Here is an 18,182-nt window from a genome sequence, read left to right as displayed (position 1 = left end):
TTCCACGCCCGCGTCGCCGCCAACGTCCTGCGAACCGTCGAGCGCGAACTGCTCGACGACACCGCCGCGCCGGATCTGCTCGGCTACCCCGACGAATCCGCGCTAGCAGCGGCGATTCGCGCAGGCGACCTCGACGACCGCGGTGTCGACGTGTCATCGGCATTGCGCGCGCTCGTGCTTCACCGGCTCGCCGTCTCCCACCCCGGCTATGAGAAGCAGTAGTCGTTCAGCTTCTTCGGACCCGCCCCAACCAGGCGGGCTCGTCGACGACCGTGCCCACCGGCAGCCCGAGGCTTTCGGCGTGTGCCGCCCCGACGATGCCGCGATACGTCGTGGTTTCGAGTCCCTCGATCTGCCAGCCGTCGGAGAACGCCGCCCGCACGACCGCTTCGCTCACCGAAGGACCGAAGCCGCGACCCGTGTCCGCCAGGGCGAGCAGGTGCAGCACACCGCCGGGCCGGATGGCTCGATGCAGGCTCGCGACGTAGCGCTCCCTGTCGGCGTCGTTGGAGAAGATGTGAAACAGGGCGCTGTCGATGACGGTGTCGTAGCCCGGCTCCGCGCCGAGGTTCATCGCGTCGGCGACCTCGAACCGCGCGTCGACCCCCTTCCTGGCGGCGTTCTCACGGGCCTGCGCGACGGCGTTCTGCGCATAGTCGATGCCAAGCACGTCGTAGTCGAGTGCAGCGAGCAGGATGGTGTGCTCGCCGAGGCCGCAACCGATGTCGAGCACCGCGCCGCGGATCATCCCGGTCTGCTCGAGTGCGACGATGGCACGCTGTGGTTGCCCGATAACCCAAGGCGGAGTGCCCGTTTGGTAAGCGTCGTTGAACGTTTCCCTCGCTGGTGTGGTCATGTCGCGAGTCTTCTACCTGAACCCCACTTGAGGTCAACCCTCGAAGGAGCAGCATCGTGAATGCAGTACCGAGCCAAGATGTGGCGAACCGGCTCTTCGACGCCATCGAGCGCGGCGAGTACGAGGTCGTCGAGAGTCTCTGGGCGGCCGACGTCGCGGTGTGGCACAGCGGTGACGAGGCAGACAACGACCGCGTCCGCGCGCTGAAGGTGATCAGGTGGTTCATCAGGACCACCACGACGCGGACCTACGAGATCCTGGACCGGCAGTACTTCGACGGCGGCTTCGTCCAGCAGCACGTTCTTCGCGCCGAAGGAACCAACGGAGCGTCGATCAGCCTGCGCGTGTGCATCGTCATCAAGGTGGATGCCGACGGACTGATCGTCAGGATCGACGAATACTTCGACCCTGCTGACATGGCCGCCCTTCTGGCTTCCTGATCAACTCACCTTCCCGGCGAGCCTGCGGCGATCCAGGTCTGCACCTGCGGCGTGAGCCGATGCGGCAGGGCCCCCGCCCGGGTACACGTGCGGAGAATGACCTCCGGTGTCTCGGCCTCGAAAACGCCGTAGAGGGCATCGTCGGCAGGCACGGAAAGCGTGACCAGTAACCGGATCGGAGTCGCTTCCACCGACATCGCCTCAGCGGTGGACTCCAGTAGTGTCGCGAAGCTGCCGATGGCGTTCTCGGTCAGCTCGGTTCGGTACCACTCGGCGAGGAAGCAGCCCATGTCAGCCCTCTTCCTTCGTGGCCGACCCTGGATCGTCGGCGTTCAACCTGTGCCCCAGCTCGGCACGGGTGCGAATGCCCAGCTTTCGGTAGACACGGCCGAGGTTGGACTCCACGGTCTTCGGGCTGATGAACAATGCCGTAGCCACATCCTTATTGGTCATTCCCGTGGCGGCGAGCGCCGCTACGCGTTGTTCGGATGGCGTCAGCTCGGTGTCGCGTCCCCGCAACGAAGTGATCCGCCCCAACTCGACTTCTGCCCTGGCCGCCCAGAGCGGTGCACCGAGCCCCTGGAATGTCGCCAGCGCCGACTCGAACGTCGTACGCGCAGCTTGCCTTCGGCGCATCCGACGTTGCAGCTGCCCGAGGACGAGCTGGGTACGCGCCCGCTCGAATGGCGCGGCAACTGCTTCGTGTAGCGCCAATGCCTGCACTGCCGCACGCTCCGCACCGTCGAGATCGCCGCGAACGGCCAGCAGCATGCTTCGGCACCGGGCACCCACGGCTGACATCCACGGATGATCGAGTCGGGCACCGTGGTGCTCCAACGACACCACCAGTTCCTCCACGTCGTCGAGGACGTTCGTCGCGATCATCGCCTCGACGGCGTCGGGAATGCAATGGAAGGTCACGATGTCGACGTCGACCGCACGCTGCCACCGAGACAGCAACGGCTGCAGCACATTCAGCGCCTCGGCGTAATTACCGACTGACACCTCCAGGAAGCCGAGCGCCATCATCGGCCACGGTGTCGTCCACTGTCCGTCGGGAGTCGAAGCGTCCGCGACAGCACCGTCGAACTCCTTGCGGGCGTCCTGCTCGCGGCCGGTGTAGGCAGCCGCGAGCACGGTGGGGACGGCCGCCAGGATCCGCATGTGCGAGCTTCCGATCTGTTCGGCGCGCGCCACGATGTCCTCCGCGGTGCGTGCGGCATCGGAATAGCGGCCCAGACCGATGTCGACCATCGCGGCGTGAAACTGAAGCCACGGCAACTCGGAGTCCGCACCTCGCGCGGCGCTTCGATCCAGAGCGGCCGTCAGCTTCGATTCGGCTTCGGTCAACCGTCCCGTCCACGCCAGGACGAGGGCATTGACCGCCTGCGCGCTGAAGGGCGCTGGCGTGTCCTTGTCGAGGTCCTCGAGAGTCATGGCGCGATCCAGTGTCGCGTGGTCGAGTCCGAGTCCCCGGCGGCACTGCAGCGCAACGTGAACCGCCAGGGACTGGCTGATCAGATGGGGATCCTCGATCCGTTCGGCGTGGGTCATGGCCTGGACGGAGTGGCGGTGTGCAGCGTCGCCGTTTCCGAGTGACAACTGAGCCATCGCCGAGCACAGGTGTGCGCGCACCAGCAAGCGTGGTCGGTTGACCGCATCGGCCATCGCCTTGGCGAGGACCTCTGCGGCCGCACCGAAGTCGCCGTGATACATGCGAGTTCCGGCGATCAGCAGCCGCGCCCCGGCGCGTTGCTCGCCAGCAGGCAGAACCGCAACGGCGGCCTCGGCGAGGGCTCGGCACCGATCCAGGTCCCCCGACCTGAGATGGTGCCGAGCGGCCTCGATCCGCCGAGGCGGTGTGTCGCCGCCGAGACCGATCGCCAACTCGACGAGTTCAGCCGCGGCAGCCGGGTCACCCTTGCGGTTGGTGGCGGTGGCTGCGACGTCCAAGGCAACCAGCGTCTCCGGGTCGGCGCTCACGACGGCAAGGGCCATGTGCCTGGCCCGCTGCTCTGGCGTGGACTCGATCTCGGCCAACACCCGGTGCATCCGACGGCGCTGTGCCGGAAGCGCCTGACTGTAGACGCCGTAGGCGAGCACGGGGTGAGTGAAGCGGACTCGATTTCCCTCGATCGTGACGACTCCGTCCGTCTCAGGCTGCTCCAGCAGTTGAACGAGGTGGTCAACCGCGGTCGACGTCATCGTCGCCATCACGTCGACCGTCGGGTCGCTGACGCAGGCGGCCGCCAACAGCACCCGCTTGACCTCGGCGTCGAAGTGGCCGATCGTGTTTCGCATCATCTCGGCGAGTGCCGGCGGCAGGGCGGCCGTGGCCGCCGGACTCGGATTGCTCACTGCCCGCGCCAATTCCACGGCATAGAAGGGATTGCCACCGGACACTTCGGCGATGCGCATCATCGTCGAACGCGAGTACGACCGCCCCACGCGATCGGTGACCAACCGCTGCAGCCGGCTCGCACCCATCGGACGAATTCGCATCCGGGAAAGGGCGTCTGGACGGTCGAGGTTCAACCAAGCTGCGGCACCGTCCGGTGTGGTCAGTTCGGTCAGCAACAGCCCAACCCGACCCCGCAGTCGACGGGCGGCGAAGGCCAGAAGATCACGGCTTGCGGCGTCGAGCCATTGAACGTCGTCGACGGCGACGAGCACGGGAGAGAAGTCGGAGAGTTTGTTGACCAACGCCGTGAAGGCTGCCACGACAGCCCGTTGATCATCGATGTGATGATCACCGGCCACCTGCAGGAGGTTGCGCTGCAAGGCCATCCGTTGCAGCTGCGGCAGCGAGTTCAGCACTTCGGGTTCCACGTCGCCGACGAGTTGGGACGCGACGCCGAACGCGAATCGCCTCTCATCTCGGCTGGCCCTGGCCGACAGCACCCGGAATCCGGCCAGCTGCGCCTGTTCGACGGCGGCGAGCCAGGCCGTGGACTTGCCGATCCCCACGTCACCCTCGATCAGCAGGGCCGCCGGTCCACGAGCCGCCGACGATAGGAGTGACGAGATGCGGTCGACATCGTTGGTCCCGGTCATCGGCATACCCTTCGATCGCCGCACGCCACTGATGGCGCGGTAGGGGGTGAGGAGTTCACGAGCGGGCGCTTCGAGTTCACCGGCGAGCGGCCCCGACGGGCCCGCAGGCGACGCGAACGCGGGCACCGTCACCGAGTCACCGCTCGAATCGGTGAGGGACGACCCGTCTCGGGTAAAACCATCCGATGCACTGCCGCCTCCTGGCTACCGGAATTCCGGTTGGTAGTGCCGAAAGGCTATGAACGGAGCACGGCCTGCGTCACGCGTAGCGCACTACGTGTTTTCGCCTGAATGCGCCCTAGGCGGCGGGTCGCCAAATTAGCCTGACGCCGATGGAGCCTCAGACCGGACCGGTCCCCGCGGAGATCGACTACCTGGTGGTGGGCAGCGGTTTCGGCGGCTCGGTGATGGCGGCGACGCTGGCAGCGTCGGGCCGGGAGGTCTGCCTGCTCGAACGCGGCAAACCATATCCACCCGGTTCCTTCCCCCGGACTCCCGATGGGATGGCCACGAACTTCTGGGATCCCTCCAGCGGCCTGTACGGCCTCTTCAACGTGTGGTCGTTCGAGCACGTCGACGCGATCGTGTCCAGCGGACTCGGTGGCGGGTCGTTGATCTACGCGAACGTGATGCTCGAGAAACCCGCAGCGTGGTTCACCCAGCCCGTCCCGCACGAGGCCGACGACGAGACGTGGTCGTTCGACCATGACGACCTTTTCGAGCACTACGAAGCCGTCAAGGAGTTCTTGCGCGTCGTCACGATGCCGGAGCAGTTCGCAGCCGGGGACTCGCCGAAGACCCTCCGCTTCCTGGAGGCCTCCGAGCAGGAGGGCCACTACGCGCCGCTCGCCGTGCGGTTCGAGGGCACGTCCGGAGTGCCTGCCATCGGTGACCCGTTGCCACCGGAGTCATACGGCAGCATCTTCGGCGCGCCACGACGGACGACCTGCCGGATGACCGGTGAGTGTGACATCGGCTGCAATGAAGGCGCCAAGAGCAGCATGGACCACACCTATCTCTCCAAGGCGCACTCCGATGGCGCGTCGATCCACGTTCGCACCGAGGTTCGCAGACTTCGACGGCTGGAATCATCGGCGGCGCCGTACCGCTTCGCGGTGTCCTACGTGGAGCATCCGAAGTGGGCCGAAGGCCAATCCAGGGACACCAGTGCCATTCCGGAGCGGACGATCAGGGCCAAGCGGGTGATCCTCGCGGCCGGCGCATTGGGCACCACGTTCCTGATGCTGAAGAACCTCGAGGACCTTGGCGTGCCGGCGACGTCACCGGTGGGCCAGCGGTTCTGCGACAACGGCGATCTGCTCGGCGTCGCGCTACCCAGCCGTGAGACCCAGGACTATTCGGCGAACAAGGGGCCGGTGATCACCGCGTATCGCCGATTCTCCAGCGATCCGGCCACCGATGGGGTGCGGCCGCCCGTCCGAATGTACTTGCAGGACGGCGGCGTTCCCACCCTCTTGCTGTGGGTCTTGAAGACCGTCGGCGTGCCGGGGCTGATCGGCCGCCTCGTCAACAAGGGGCTGGGCTACTGGTGGCAACGGGTCACGGGCAGCAACGACAACAACGTCTCGGCAGAGGCGAGTCGGGTCATGGGCATCTCGCCGGCGATCGCCCGCAGCTTGCCGATCCTGGCGATGGGCGAAGACGTTCCCGACGGCAAACTGTTCCTCAACCGCGAAGGCGTCCTGCAGAATTCGTGGACGCCGGCGGATTCGCGGTCCCACTTCGTCGCGGTGCGCCGCAGGATGAACGCACTCAAGCTTCGCCTCGGGGCGATGTCGGGAACCGACCCCGTCGTGCCGACGGACCGCACCATCACCGTCCACCCGCTGGGGGGCTGCCCCGCCGACACCACCGCAGTCAACGGTGTCGTCGATTCCTTCGGACGGGTTCACGGTGTGCCAGGGCTGTGGATCACCGACGGCTCGGTGATGCCAGGGCCGGTCGGGGCCAATCCGTCGCTGACGATCGCCGCGTTCGCTCGCCGCGCCGCGATGCAACTGCTCGACGAGGACCTCGACGAGCCGCCGTCCGCAGGCTAGCCATCACCTCCCGGTGCGGCAGAGATACGTCTTGGCCAGCCCCTTGACGAAGAACACGGCGTAGGAATACACCGCACGACGCCGCTCCCACCCTTCGCGGCCCGCGCCGAATCCTCGCATCGTGGTGAGCTGGACCAGAAAACGGCTCGGCGAGATCTTGATGAATCCGGCGGCTCGCCACGGCCGCACGGGATCTTGATCGGCCAGTACCTCGGTCAAGGTGATGTGCGCCGTGGTGGAGTCACCCCAAAGGCGCCAACCTGGCTGCAGATATTTCGTCGCCGACATCTGGACGACCCGGCCGTCGTTGACCAACGTCGCGGTATAGGTCATCAGGCGAGCTGGTCTGCCGTCCGGGCCCTTGCCCGGCTTGAAGAGTTCGAACGTCCCGTCCTCGGACAGGAAGCGACCTCCCAGGACGGGGATGACGAGTTCCGCGCGCAATCGCGCCGTGGGCACCTCGCTCGAGACGAACGCGGCGACGTCGTTGATCTCGACCGAAGCGTGCATAGATGCGGCGACCGCACTCACCGAGGCGAAACCGGCGACGGGATCGGAGGCGTGAAGTGCCACCCGGCCGGTCATGGTCTCCCTGAATCGCACACCCGTCATCAGTCCTCGCTCAACCAGCCGATGATGTCCGGAAAGACGTCGACCGCCGCGTACTGGCCGAGAAACATGTCGAGATGTCCGTAGCCCGGATACTCCTTGAACCCGTGCCGGGTGGGCGCTCCTGGCGGCACGGGCGAATGGCGGTTGAAGAACTTCCACGAGTTCCGCATCGCGATGGGGCGAAAGGTGTTGTTGTCCCCGCCGGTGATGAACGTGAAGACCGCGTCGGTTCTCGGGCGCTCCACCCCCAGTTGCGTGGGAATCTGCGGATAGTCCATGGCGGGCACCAGATGACCGGCCTTCAAACAGGCTTGGGTCTGCCGGAACAAGCTCACGGGTACGTGCGCGAACTCGCCCTTGATCCAGTCGTGAGTGGCGGTATCGAGGTTCTGGTGGCTCCACAGGGTGGGAAATCCAACGCCGTAGACGAAACTCGAGTGCTTGCACACCGCATTTCGGCACTCGAAGTGAGTCATGTGCACCATGAAGTCCATCAGCTTGGCCCCGAAACTCGGTGCGTACAGCCCATACTGCGGATCGAAGTAGTCCATCGATCGCCCGAGGGTGGCCAGCGCAATCGGCAGTTTGATCGCCGCGGCGCGGCGCACCGTCGGGGTCATCGCGGTCGAATTGGCCACCACCCGGGTCACCTTCGGAAGCAGTCCGGCGGCGATGGACATCGTGAAGGCATGTGAGCCTTGGCAATGCACCACTGCCTTGACCGTCTCGCTGCCGGTCTCGGCGATGATCTTCTCCACCGCAGCCGGGAAGTCGAAGACCGCCGCGTGATCAAGGGTGTACTCGGACGGCTCGAGGTCGATGCTGGCGCGCCAGTTCAGGATCCACACGTCGAAGCCTGCCGCCGACAGCATCGCGGGCAGCGTGATGATGCCGGGCGGACAGAACAGGTTGGCGCGGACACCCGCGCCGTGGACCATCATCACCGGCCCCTTCGGCTCCGTGCCGGGCACCGGTGGCAGATGTCTGAAGTTGAGCTCGAATCCGTCATGCGCGGGGAACCACACGGTCTCCACCTGGGGCAATTGAACGCCGGCAGGCGATTGCAGCCGGATGTCGGTCTGAGGCGGAACCGTGAAGCGTCGCATCACGTGCTGCGCAACATCTGAGGGCTGGCCTGCACCGTGGTCGACAACGCAGACCGATCGGGCAGCCCCAGCTTCATGCACGCCTTGTAGACGTGGCCCTCGACGGTGCGGACCGAAACCGACAATTGGACGGCAATCGCCTTGTTGGTCATGCCTTGGGCGACCATGACGGCGACTTCTCGTTCACGGCCCGTGAGCGGCAGAGGATTCAGCACCTTCTCCAATGCCGGAGTCGTCGGACCGCCACAGCGTTGCGACAATGCCGACGCACGCGCCTTTGCCGCCAACTCGCCTGCGCGATGACCGGCCGCCTGATGCACCTGCGCCGACTGCGCCGCGGCATCGGCGGCAACGGCCAGCATCCCGGCGGCCTCCAACTCCACTGATACGCGATCCAACGCGGGCCCGTCGCGATCGGCGAGCGCCTGGCCGTGCATGATGCAGAGTCGACCTGCCGCACAGTCGATTTGGGCATTGATTCGGCGTGCGGCGGCCAATCCGGTGACGTCGCCGAGTCGCACTCCTTCGTGTAGCGCGCGCAGTGCGACGGCGGCCTGCCCGGACTGTTCGGCCGCGTGGACGGCGTCACGGGCAGCGGCGACGGCACCGCGGATGTCGCGAGCCGCGGCCAGCGTCCACGCTCGCGCCAACGCCAGGTCGGGTGCGTACAGCTCCGACCGCATCCCATGCGCGGACACGGCGCGGTCCAGGGCGCCGGCGGCGTCCGCGGCCCGACCCAGCTGCCCGAGGGCCTGCGCCAGCCCGATGAGCGCCAACGGGCCCCAGCTGTAGCCGGTGGAGGTCAGCGCCGCCGCGGCCTGCCGAAAGAGGGTGGCGGCCTCGTCGAAGGCACCCCTCGCCACCAGGGTGTGGCCCAGCAGAACCTCGCCGATCGCCCGCCCTGGCTGCTGGAACTCCGAGAAGCTCAGGTAGTGCCGCGCAAGGTCTTCGGCGGCGTCGACGTTCGCCGCCATGATGAAACTCAGAGTCTGACCTAGCCCGATGGTGAACCGCAACAACCCGGGGTGCGTCGCGTTCAGCCCACGTTTGGCGAGCACCTCGACATCATCGAAGCGGCCAAGTCGTGCGCTCGACAGCGTCGCCGTCGCCGCCGCCCAGGCCACCGCAAGATCAAGCGCCTCAGGGGATTCCAGGACGACGGACGCCACGCGGACGGCGCGGTCGGGTTCTCCGCAGTTCATCGCGAAGGTCGCGGCCAGCGCGTCGAGCGTGTGGTAGGCGGCAGGCTCGGAGATCCGGGTCCGCATGTCGGCCAGGTAGGAGACCGCGTCCTGCGACTCCGACAGCATCCAGAATCTGTTGGCCGCCTTGGGAAGTGTCCATGCGGTCAGATCCCACTCGGACAGTGAGTCGGGGTCGACGGGATTGAGTACCTCGTCGGCATCGCGCCCGCGGCCCTGCCACGACAGCGAGTGGGCCAGCGGCAACCGCGCGGATAGGTCACCGGTCTGCTCGAGCGCGCCGCGCGCCAGCCGCTCGCCGAAGGCCAAGTCGCCCATCCGCATTGCCTCCCAAGACAGGGCGATCAGATCGGCCGAATCGGGAGGAGTGTCGGTGTCGAGCGCCAATCCGGCGACTCGTAGCCGCCCGCTGATGGTGGTGGGCGCAACGTTCGCCAGCTGACCGACGAGCAGCTTGCGCATCCTGCGGACGGCCAATCGCCCGAGCCCGGATCGAACCCGTTCGGTGTAGAGCGGGTGAAAGGCGTGCACGACCAAATTGCCGCCCTGATCACTCACGGTGACGGCGCCCGCCGTCTCCGCGTGGTCGATGGCGTCGAGCCCGGCGACCTCGGCGAGATCGGACAGGGCGAGCGGTTCCTCCACCGCGAGGAACTCCAGCACGGTCCTTACCTCGGGCGCGAGAGCACTGAGGTGTTGATCGATCAGCGTGGAAAGCTCTGGGGTGAGCGTCATTTCGCCGCGCAACTGCCAGACGTCCTCGACCTGGCGAAGCGAACCCGTGTTGACCGCAGCCACTACGAGATGCCGCAGATAGAGTGGGTTGCCCTGACTGACGTCGAACATCCGGTCCGAACTGACCCCCTCGACAGGACCGCCGAGTACCTGCTCGAGGAGCACCGCGGATTCCTCGGCGTCGAACGGGTGGATGTCGCACCGCGTCAGGATGTCGTCCTTCCACAACGCGGTGATCGCGTCGGGGCAGACCTCGCCGTCGCGCACCGTCAGCAATAACCGGGCGAACCCGCTGATCGCGATCTGGTGGACGAGCGTGGCCGACAGCGTATCGAGATGGTGAGCGTCGTCCACGATCAAAGTCAGCCCATGCGCGGCGTCGCGGCGCAACGCGTCCTGTGCCACCCGCAACAGCATCGCGGGTTCATCGGCGCCGGCGAGCTCGACCAGATGACTGAAGGCGCCGAAGGGGATGAGTTTGGCCGATTCGGTGGCGGACACCCACCGCGACGTAACACGGGGATGGTCCTTGGCAAAGGCCTTGGCGGCGGCACGCGCCATCACGGTCTTGCCGACGCCCGGCGCACCGACGAGTACTGCGCCCGGCCCCGAGCCAAATGCGGATTCGAGCTGCTTGCGCGTCGCACCCCGACCCGCCGTCATCCAGCGAACCCCCACCACAGGAGAATCCTATGCCCGAGTGCGTCGACTCAGCAGGGGAACCAAAATGGCAAACCAGACATCCTCGGCCGGTGCCTGTGAGGTCACTGTCCGGTCCGGCCGAACCTGACGTCATCGGCGCCATCGTCGCCGTAGCATCGGCTGCGTGCCCGAGTCGCCTCTCAAGATCCTGGTCTACAGCGATAACGCGCGCACCCGCGATCAAGTGCGCAGCGCGCTGGGCAAGCGGGTGCATCCCGACCTCCCCGAGCTGGAGTATCTGGACGTCGCCACGGCACCGGTGGTCGTCGCCACCCTCGACGAGGGTGGCATCGACCTCGCGATCCTCGACGGTGAGGCGACCCCGGCGGGCGGAATGGGGTTGGCGAAACAGCTGAAGGACGAGCTGGCGCACTGCCCGCCGATCCTGGTGCTGACCGGGCGCGCGGACGACGCGTGGCTGGCCTCTTGGTCACGTGCAGAGGCGGCCGTCTCCCACCCGATCGACCCGATCCGGCTTGGCGATGCGGTCGCCGCGCTACTGCGCGCAGACGTCCAGTAACCAGCACGAAACAGACTGGCACCATTCACTTCTCGCGGTGACCGTGAGGCAAGGCCTTTTAGTCTCGGAGGCACGCAGTTGCTTCTTTGGATCCTATCCAAAATGCGCCAAGCCAACCGTTAACGAGGCTAAGCTGTGTTGCAGCTCACATCGACAGCCCAACGAGGGAGCGACACAGCGGTATGAACGCTTACCTGCCCATTCTAGTTCTAGGTGGGGTCGCGGCTGCCTTCGCGATCGGATCGGTCGGCATCGCGGTCCTGATCGGGCCGCGGCGCTTCAACCGGGCCAAACTCGAGGCCTACGAATGCGGCATCGAGCCCGTGGCCCCCGGATCGCCCGGTGACCTGCAGACCGGACAGCGATTCCCGGTGAAGTACTACCTCACCGCCATGTTGTTCATCGTCTTCGACATCGAGATCGTGTTCCTCTACCCGTGGGCCGTGGCGTTCGACTCGCTCGGTCTCTTCGCCGTCGTGGAGATGCTCTTGTTCATGCTTACGGTCTTCGTCGCCTACGCGTACGTGTGGCGACGGGGCGGACTCAGTTGGGATTGAGCTAACTCATGGGACTCGAAGAACAACTTCCTGGCGGCATCCTCCTCTCGACGTTGGAGAAGGTCGCCGGATACGTGCGCAAGGGCTCGCTGTGGCCCGCGACGTTCGGACTGGCGTGCTGCGCCATCGAGATGATGGCGACGGCCGGACCGCGATTCGACATCGCCCGTTTCGGCATGGAGCGGTTCTCGGCTACCCCTCGACAGGCCGATCTGATGATCGTGGCGGGTCGCGTCAGCCAGAAGATGGCGCCGGTGCTGCGCCAGGTCTACGACCAGATGGCCGAGCCCAAATGGGTTCTCGCCATGGGGGTGTGCGCCTCGTCGGGCGGAATGTTCAACAACTACGCGATCGTGCAGGGCGTCGACCACATCGTGCCGGTCGACATCTATCTGCCGGGTTGCCCGCCCCGGCCCGAGATGCTGCTGAATGCGATCCTCATGCTGCACGCCAAGATTCAGGAGATGCCGTTGGGCGTCAACCGCGCCGAGGCCATCGCCGCCGCGGAGGAAGCCGCTCTCGCGTCCCGGCCGACGATCGAGCTCAAGGGATTGCTGCGGTCATGACCGATGGCAACGATCCCGAGCTCATCGGCCAGCGTCGAGGCATGTTCGGCGTCCAGGGCACCGGCGACACCTCCGGCTACGGCAGGCTGGTGCGAAACGTCGCATTGCCCGGCAGCTCCCCCCGTCCCTACGGTGGCTACTTCGACGAAGTCGTCGACGCATTGGCGGCAGCCCTTGGCGACGAGCTCTTCGGCGCCGCCGTCGAGCGCGTGGTGGTGTTCCGCGACGAGCTGACCCTCGAGGTGCGGCGCGACCACCTGGTGTCCGTCGCTCAGGCGCTGCGCGACGACGCCGCGCTGCGATTCGAACTATGCCTCGGAGTCTCGGGGGTGCACTACCCAAACGACGTCGAACGCGAACTACACGCGGTCTACCCGCTGATGTCCATCACTCACAATCGCAGAATCCGCGTCGAGGTGGCCGTACCCGACGCGGATCCCCATGTACCGTCGCTGTTCTCGGTATACCCGACCACCGACTGGCACGAGCGCGAGACATACGACTTCTTCGGCATCCTCTTCGACGGACACCCGTCCCTCACCCGCATCGAGATGCCCGACGACTGGGTGGGGCATCCACAGCGCAAGGACTACCCGTTGGGCGGCATCCCCGTGGAGTACCACGGCGCCGAGATACCACCGCCCGACGCGCGGAGGTCCTACAACTGATGACCAAGCCCGACAACCCGCCCAAGGAGACGTTGGTCACGGTGGGCGGTGAAGACTGGCAAGAGGTGGTCAACGCCGCCCGCAACAGCGCCGTCGCCGGTGAACGCATCGTCGTCAACATGGGTCCGCAGCACCCGTCGACCCACGGTGTCCTCCGGCTGATCCTCGAGATCGAGGGCGAGACCATCACCGAGATCCGGTGCGGGATCGGCTACCTGCACACCGGGATCGAGAAGAATCTCGAGTTCCGGAACTGGACGCAGGGCGTCACGTTCGTGACGAGGATGGACTACCTTTCACCGTTCTTCAACGAAACGGCGTACTGCCTCGGCGTCGAGAAGCTCCTCGACGTCACCGACGACATCCCCGAACGCGCCAGCATCATCAGGGTGATGCTGATGGAACTGAACCGGATCTCCAGCCATCTGGTGGCGCTGGCCACCGGCGGCATGGAACTCGGCTCGATGTCGGCCATGTTCTTCGGGTTCCGTGAACGCGAACTGGTGCTGTCGGTGTTCGAGACCATCACCGGCCTTCGGATGAACCATGCCTACATCCGGCCGGGCGGGCTGGCGGCCGACCTGCCCGACGAGGCGGTCCCCCAGCTCAAGGAATTGCTGGAGCTGCTACCGAAGCGGTTGCGGGACATGGAGAATCTCCTCAACGAGAACTACATCTGGAAGGCCCGCACGCAGGGCGTCGGCTTCCTCGACCTGACGGGGTGCATGGCGTTGGGCATCACCGGGCCGTGCCTGCGTTCCACCGGCCTGCCACACGACCTGCGCCGCGCCCAGCCCTACTGTGGCTACGAGAACTACGAGTTCGACGTCATCACCACTGACGAATGTGATGCGTACGGCCGCTACATGATCCGCGTCCGCGAGATGCGCGAATCGCTCAAGATCGTCGAGCAGTGCCTTGACAAGTTGAAACCGGGCCCGGTGATGATCACCGACAAGAAGCTGGCCTGGCCCGCCGATCTCAAACTCGGGCCGGACGGGCTCGGCAACTCACCCGATCACATCGCCAAGATCATGGGCGGCTCGATGGAGGCGCTGATCCACCACTTCAAGTTGGTCACCGAGGGCATCCGGGTGCCAGCCGGTCAGGTCTACGTCGCCGTCGAGTCGCCGCGGGGCGAGCTCGGCGTCCACATGGTGTCCGACGGAGGAACCCGGCCCTACCGCGTGCACTACCGCGATCCGTCGTTCACCAACCTCCAGGCCGTGGCTGCAATGTGCGAGGGCGGCATGGTCGCCGATGCCATCGCGGCGGTGGCGTCGATCGATCCGGTGATGGGCGGGGTGGACCGCTGATGAGCGCTTGCGCGAAGAGGATTGAGCACTGATGAGCGCTTGCGCGAAGAGGAGACGGCGGTGAGCGTGATAGATCTTCAACTCGGCCCGCGCCCCGACGAGCCGGGGCCGCCGATATCGGCAGGACCGCAAGCCTATTCGGCCGACGTCACCCAGCGGTTGGCCGGAGACGCCGCACAGGTCATGGTGCGTTACCCAGAGCCGCGGTCCGCGCTGCTGCCCCTTCTGCACCTGGTACAGGCCGAGGACGGCTACCTCACCCCCGCGGGGATCGCCTTCTGTGCGTCGCAATTGAGCCTCAGCCCAGCCGAGGTGACTGCCGTCGCGACGTTCTATTCGATGTACCGGCGCACCCCCACCGGCGAATATCTGGTCGGCGTGTGCACCAACGCATTGTGCGCGGTGATGGGTGGCGATGAGATCCTCGAGGTCCTCGAGGACCACCTCGACGTCCACGCCGGTCAGACGACCGCCGACGGGAAGGTCACGCTCGAGCACATCGAGTGCAACGCGGCCTGCGACTACGCGCCGGTGGTCATGGTGAACTGGGAGTTCTTCGACAACCAGACACCAACCTCGGCAACGGATCTGGTCGACGCCCTGCGGTCGGGGGCGCCGGTGACGGCCACCCGCGGCCCAGCGCCGTGCTCGTTCCGCGACACCGCACGGATCCTCGCCGGGTTCGCCGACCAGCGTCCAGGCGCCAACGAAGGCGGTTGCGGCGAAGCCACCCTGGCCGGCCTGCGGGTGGCCCGCGAGCGGGGGTTCTCCGCACCGAGCTACACCGAATCCCACGGCACCGCAACGGGACCCGACGACGAGAAGATCGCCGAGGAGACCGCGCGCGACGAGCCCGCGCCCGCCCCGTCGGCCGACATGCCACCGAAGAACGGGGCACGGCCGTGACCCTGACCCCGGTCCTGAGCAGCTACTGGGACGAACCATCGTCGTGGACCATCGAGTGCTACCAACGCCACGAGGGCTACCAGGCCGTTGGCAAGGCCTTGTCGATGGACGCCGACGCGGTGATCGATCTGGTGAAGGACTCCGGACTCCGCGGTCGGGGTGGCGCGGGCTTCCCCACCGGCCAGAAGTGGTCGTTCATCCCGCAGGGCACCGAGGGCGCAGGCGCCAAGCCGCACTATCTGGTGATCAACGCCGACGAGTCGGAACCCGGTACCTGCAAGGACATTCCGCTCATGATGGCCACCCCGCACGTGCTCGTCGAGGGTGCGATCATCGCGGCCTACGCGATCCGGGCGCGCCATGCGTTCATCTACGTCCGCGGTGAGGTCGTGTCGGTGCTACGCAGGCTGCAGACCGCGGTCGCCGAAGCCTACGAGGCGGGATTCCTCGGCACCGACATCCTCGGCTCTGGATTCGACCTGGACCTGGTGGTGCACGCCGGCGCAGGCGCCTACATCTGCGGCGAGGAGACCGCGCTGCTGGACTCGCTGGAGGGCAGGCGCGGTCAACCCCGATTGCGGCCGCCGTTCCCCGCCGTCGCCGGCCTCTACGCCTGCCCGACGGTGGTCAACAACGTCGAATCGATCGCCAGTGTGCCCGCCGTCATACGAGGCGGAATCGACTGGTTCAAGTCGATGGGGTCCGAGAAGTCCCCAGGCTTCACGCTCTACTCGTTGTCAGGACACGTCACCACACCTGGCCAGTACGAGGCGCCGCTCGGCATTACCCTTCGCGAGCTGCTCGACTACGCAGGCGGGGTGCGGGCCGGGCACGAACTGAAGTTCTGGACACCCGGCGGATCGTCGACACCCCTGCTCACCGCCGAACACCTCGACGTCCCACTGGATTACGAGAACATGGCCAAGGTCGGCTCGATGCTGGGCACCAAGGCCTTGCAGATCTTCGACGAGACCACGTGCGTGGTGCGGGCGGTCCGCCGTTGGACCCAGTTCTACGCGCACGAATCCTGCGGCAAGTGCACGCCGTGCCGAGAGGGCACGTACTGGTTGGCGCAGATCTACGAGCGCCTCGAGAATGGCACCGGTCGCCAGGAGGACCTCGACAAGTTGCTCGACATCGCCGACGCCATCTTCGGCAAGTCGTTCTGCGCGCTCGGCGACGGTGCCGCCAGCCCAATCCTGTCGTCCATCAAGTACTTCCGCGACGAGTACGTCGCGCACCTGGACGGCGGGTGCCCGTTCGATCCACGCGCCTCGATGCTGGCCGCACCGGAGGGAGTAGGCGTATGACCGACCCTGCGCGAGCAGTCCGCGCAAGCGCGGACTGCTCGCGGGAGAAAGGTGACCACGCGTGACGCTCGCCGAGCCAACGAAGGGCAGCACCGACGTCGAGATGGTGACGCTCACCATCGACGACCACCAGATCAGTGTCCCCAAGGGCACGTTGGTGATTCGGGCGGCTGAGCTGATGGGCATCCAGATCCCGCGGTTCTGCGATCACCCGCTGCTCGAACCCGTCGGTGCCTGCAGGCAGTGCCTCGTCGAGGTCGAAGGCCAACGCAAGCCGATGGCGTCGTGCACCATCACCGTCACGCCGGACATGGTGGTCCGCACGCAGCTGACCTCCGAGTCGGCCGATAAGGCTCAGCGCGGCGTGATGGAACTGCTGCTGATCAACCACCCGCTGGACTGCCCGGTCTGCGACAAGGGCGGTGAGTGCCCCCTGCAGAACCAGGCGATGTCGAACGGCCAGGCCGATACTCGCTTCACCGACGTCAAGCGCACGTTCCCCAAGCCGATCAACCTGTCCGCTCAAGTGCTGCTCGACCGCGAACGCTGCGTGCTGTGCGCGCGGTGCACGCGGTTCTCCAATCAGATCGCCGGGGACCCCTTCATCGAACTGCTCGAACGCGGCGCGCTGCAACAGGTGGGCATCGCCAACGACAACCCGTTCGACTCGTACTTCTCCGGAAACACGGTGCAGATCTGCCCAGTCGGCGCGCTGACGGGCACCGCCTACCGGTTCCGCGCCAGGCCGTTCGACCTGGTGTCCTCACCCAGCGTGTGCGAGCACTGCGCGTCGGGATGCGCCCAACGCACCGACCATCGCCGCGGCAGGGTGCTGCGCCGCCTGGCCGGAGACGATCCCGAAGTCAACGAGGAGTGGAACTGCGACAAGGGCCGCTGGGCCTTCACCTACGCCAGCCAGGGCGACCGCATCGCCACCCCGTTGGTTCGCGATGCCGACGGCAGCCAACGTCCCGCGTCGTGGTCGGAGGCCGTTGCGGTCGCCGTCCGTGGGCTGACCGCGGCGGGCAGGCGCACCGGCGTACTCGTCGGCGGACGGTCGACCCTCGAAGACGCGTACGCCTACGCCAAGTTCGCCCGAATCGTGCTGGGCACCAACGACATTGACTTCCGCAGCCGGGCGCACTCCGAGGAGGAGGCGCAGTTCCTCGCAGCGGCCGTCGCGGGACGACCAATGTCGATCACGTACGCCGACGTCGAGGCAGCGTCCGCAGTGCTGCTGGTCGGCTTCGAGGCGGAAGAGGAATCTCCGATCGTCTACCTCCGTCTGCGCAAGGCGGCCCGCAAGCGCAGACTCAAGGTCAGTTCGATCGCGCCGTTCGCCACCCGCGGGCTGGCGAAGATGGGCGGCACGCTCATCGCCACCACGCCCGGCGGAGAGGCCGCTGCTCTCGACGCGCTTGGCGATGGCATGGATGCGGGAACTGTGATCCTGGTCGGCGAACGCCTCGCGAGTGCTCCCGGCGCGTACAGCGCGGCACTGCGCCTCGCGATGCGGACCGGCGCCCGAATCGGCTGGATTCCGCGGCGTGCCGGTGAGCGTGGCGCGCTGGA

At 66.5% G+C, this 18,182-nt stretch carries 17 protein-coding genes; 11 read left to right on the top strand and 6 right to left on the bottom strand.

Annotated features, from left to right (window positions below; genetic code table 11):
• Window positions 1-222, top strand: a 222-nt coding sequence (locus QOD90_RS18345; protein ID WP_526352253.1) for a DUF6285 domain-containing protein, incomplete at its 5' end; no start/stop codon positions are given.
• Window positions 223-226: 4 nt separating this feature from the next.
• On the opposite strand, the gene QOD90_RS18340 is transcribed toward QOD90_RS18345, so the two are convergent.
• The gene (locus QOD90_RS18340) at window positions 227-856 is read right to left on the bottom strand and encodes a class I SAM-dependent methyltransferase (protein WP_526352252.1); all 630 of its coding nucleotides are present in this window, start codon (window positions 854-856) and stop codon (window positions 227-229) included.
• Window positions 857-912: 56 nt separating this feature from the next.
• Here QOD90_RS18340 and QOD90_RS18335 point away from each other — a divergent pair, with 56 nt between their 5' ends.
• Window positions 913-1,296, top strand: coding sequence for a nuclear transport factor 2 family protein (locus QOD90_RS18335; protein WP_526352251.1), 384 nt, complete (start codon window positions 913-915; stop codon window positions 1,294-1,296).
• A 5-nt stretch (window positions 1,297-1,301) separates the two neighbouring features.
• Here the strand turns inward: QOD90_RS18335 and QOD90_RS18330 are convergent, their stop codons facing one another.
• Both QOD90_RS18330 and QOD90_RS18325 read right to left on the bottom strand, forming a co-directional pair.
• The gene (locus tag QOD90_RS18330) at window positions 1,302-1,586 is read right to left on the bottom strand and encodes a hypothetical protein (RefSeq protein ID WP_526352250.1); all 285 of its coding nucleotides are present in this window, start codon (window positions 1,584-1,586) and stop codon (window positions 1,302-1,304) included.
• A gap of 1 nt (window position 1,587) precedes the next feature.
• Window positions 1,588-4,482 carry a helix-turn-helix transcriptional regulator gene (locus tag QOD90_RS18325; protein ID WP_526352248.1) on the bottom strand — a complete coding sequence of 965 codons (2,895 nt, stop codon included), beginning with the start codon at window positions 4,480-4,482 and terminating at the stop codon, window positions 1,588-1,590.
• Between the two features lie 200 nt (window positions 4,483-4,682).
• Here QOD90_RS18325 and QOD90_RS18320 point away from each other — a divergent pair, with 200 nt between their 5' ends.
• Window positions 4,683-6,410, top strand: coding sequence for a GMC oxidoreductase (locus QOD90_RS18320; RefSeq protein ID WP_526352246.1), 1,728 nt, complete (start codon window positions 4,683-4,685; stop codon window positions 6,408-6,410).
• A 3-nt stretch (window positions 6,411-6,413) separates the two neighbouring features.
• On the opposite strand, the gene QOD90_RS18315 is transcribed toward QOD90_RS18320, so the two are convergent.
• The 3 genes from QOD90_RS18315 to QOD90_RS18305 are packed head-to-tail and all read right to left on the bottom strand — an operon-like array spanning window position 6,414 to window position 10,728.
• Entirely contained in the window at window positions 6,414-7,022 is a 609-nt protein-coding gene (locus QOD90_RS18315) for a hypothetical protein (protein ID WP_526352244.1), read from the bottom strand.
• The gene (locus tag QOD90_RS18310; RefSeq protein WP_526352242.1) at window positions 7,022-8,128 is read right to left on the bottom strand and encodes a hypothetical protein; all 1,107 of its coding nucleotides are present in this window, start codon (window positions 8,126-8,128) and stop codon (window positions 7,022-7,024) included. Before QOD90_RS18310 ends, QOD90_RS18315 begins: the two co-directional genes overlap by 1 nt.
• A complete protein-coding gene (locus tag QOD90_RS18305; protein ID WP_526352240.1) occupies window positions 8,128-10,728 on the bottom strand; it encodes a helix-turn-helix transcriptional regulator in 2,601 nt (866 codons plus the stop codon). Before QOD90_RS18305 ends, QOD90_RS18310 begins: the two co-directional genes overlap by 1 nt.
• Before the next feature lie 163 nt (window positions 10,729-10,891).
• Here QOD90_RS18305 and QOD90_RS18300 point away from each other — a divergent pair, with 163 nt between their 5' ends.
• From QOD90_RS18300 to QOD90_RS18265, 8 genes are all read left to right on the top strand, one after another.
• On the top strand, window positions 10,892-11,287 hold the full coding sequence (locus QOD90_RS18300) for an Rv3143 family two-component system response regulator (protein ID WP_526352238.1): 396 nt from the start codon (window positions 10,892-10,894) through the stop codon (window positions 11,285-11,287).
• Between the two features lie 182 nt (window positions 11,288-11,469).
• Window positions 11,470-11,844: an NADH-quinone oxidoreductase subunit A gene (locus QOD90_RS18295; RefSeq protein ID WP_526352236.1), complete on the top strand. Its 375-nt coding sequence runs from the start codon at window positions 11,470-11,472 to the stop codon at window positions 11,842-11,844.
• Window positions 11,845-11,852: 8 nt separating this feature from the next.
• The gene (locus tag QOD90_RS18290; RefSeq protein ID WP_526324798.1) at window positions 11,853-12,410 is read left to right on the top strand and encodes an NADH-quinone oxidoreductase subunit B; all 558 of its coding nucleotides are present in this window, start codon (window positions 11,853-11,855) and stop codon (window positions 12,408-12,410) included.
• Window positions 12,407-13,078: an NADH-quinone oxidoreductase subunit C gene (locus QOD90_RS18285; RefSeq protein ID WP_526352234.1), complete on the top strand. Its 672-nt coding sequence runs from the start codon at window positions 12,407-12,409 to the stop codon at window positions 13,076-13,078. The genes QOD90_RS18290 and QOD90_RS18285 overlap by 4 nt, the downstream gene beginning before the upstream one ends.
• Window positions 13,078-14,394 (top strand): NADH dehydrogenase (quinone) subunit D, encoded by a 1,317-nt coding sequence (nuoD, locus tag QOD90_RS18280; RefSeq protein ID WP_526352232.1) that lies wholly within the window; start codon window positions 13,078-13,080, stop codon window positions 14,392-14,394. The genes QOD90_RS18285 and nuoD overlap by 1 nt, the downstream gene beginning before the upstream one ends.
• Window positions 14,395-14,454: 60 nt before the next feature.
• Window positions 14,455-15,300 carry an NADH-quinone oxidoreductase subunit NuoE gene (nuoE, locus tag QOD90_RS18275; protein ID WP_526352231.1) on the top strand — a complete coding sequence of 282 codons (846 nt, stop codon included), beginning with the start codon at window positions 14,455-14,457 and terminating at the stop codon, window positions 15,298-15,300.
• Complete coding sequence (nuoF, locus tag QOD90_RS18270) at window positions 15,297-16,610, top strand: NADH-quinone oxidoreductase subunit NuoF (RefSeq protein WP_526352229.1); 1,314 nt, start codon at window positions 15,297-15,299, stop codon at window positions 16,608-16,610. The genes nuoE and nuoF overlap by 4 nt, the downstream gene beginning before the upstream one ends.
• A gap of 103 nt (window positions 16,611-16,713) precedes the next feature.
• Window positions 16,714-18,182, top strand: a 1,469-nt coding sequence (locus QOD90_RS18265) for an NADH-quinone oxidoreductase subunit G (protein WP_526352254.1), incomplete at its 3' end; no start/stop codon positions are given.

The sequence above is a fragment of the Mycobacterium sp. genome, from assembly GCF_032161845.1.
Taxonomy (GTDB): domain Bacteria; phylum Actinomycetota; class Actinomycetes; order Mycobacteriales; family Mycobacteriaceae; genus Mycobacterium.
This window is presented reverse-complemented; position numbering and strand designations above follow the sequence as displayed.

Excerpts from the sequence above, each read along its gene's own strand:
- QOD90_RS18285 (WP_526352234.1), top strand. The coding sequence starts at position 12,407 with ATGACCGATGGCAACGATCCCGAGCTCATCGGCCAGCGTCGAGGCATG.
- QOD90_RS18315 (WP_526352244.1), bottom strand. The coding sequence starts at position 7,022 with ATGACGGGTGTGCGATTCAGGGAGACCATGACCGGCCGGGTGGCACTT.
- QOD90_RS18340 (WP_526352252.1), bottom strand. The coding sequence starts at position 856 with ATGACCACACCAGCGAGGGAAACGTTCAACGACGCTTACCAAACGGGC.
- QOD90_RS18290 (WP_526324798.1), top strand. The coding sequence starts at position 11,853 with ATGGGACTCGAAGAACAACTTCCTGGCGGCATCCTCCTCTCGACGTTG.
- QOD90_RS18295 (WP_526352236.1), top strand. The coding sequence starts at position 11,470 with ATGAACGCTTACCTGCCCATTCTAGTTCTAGGTGGGGTCGCGGCTGCC.
- QOD90_RS18310 (WP_526352242.1), bottom strand. The coding sequence starts at position 8,128 with ATGCGACGCTTCACGGTTCCGCCTCAGACCGACATCCGGCTGCAATCG.
- QOD90_RS18320 (WP_526352246.1), top strand. The coding sequence starts at position 4,683 with ATGGAGCCTCAGACCGGACCGGTCCCCGCGGAGATCGACTACCTGGTG.
- QOD90_RS18305 (WP_526352240.1), bottom strand. The coding sequence starts at position 10,728 with ATGACGGCGGGTCGGGGTGCGACGCGCAAGCAGCTCGAATCCGCATTT.
- QOD90_RS18330 (WP_526352250.1), bottom strand. The coding sequence starts at position 1,586 with ATGGGCTGCTTCCTCGCCGAGTGGTACCGAACCGAGCTGACCGAGAAC.
- nuoD (WP_526352232.1), top strand. The coding sequence starts at position 13,078 with ATGACCAAGCCCGACAACCCGCCCAAGGAGACGTTGGTCACGGTGGGC.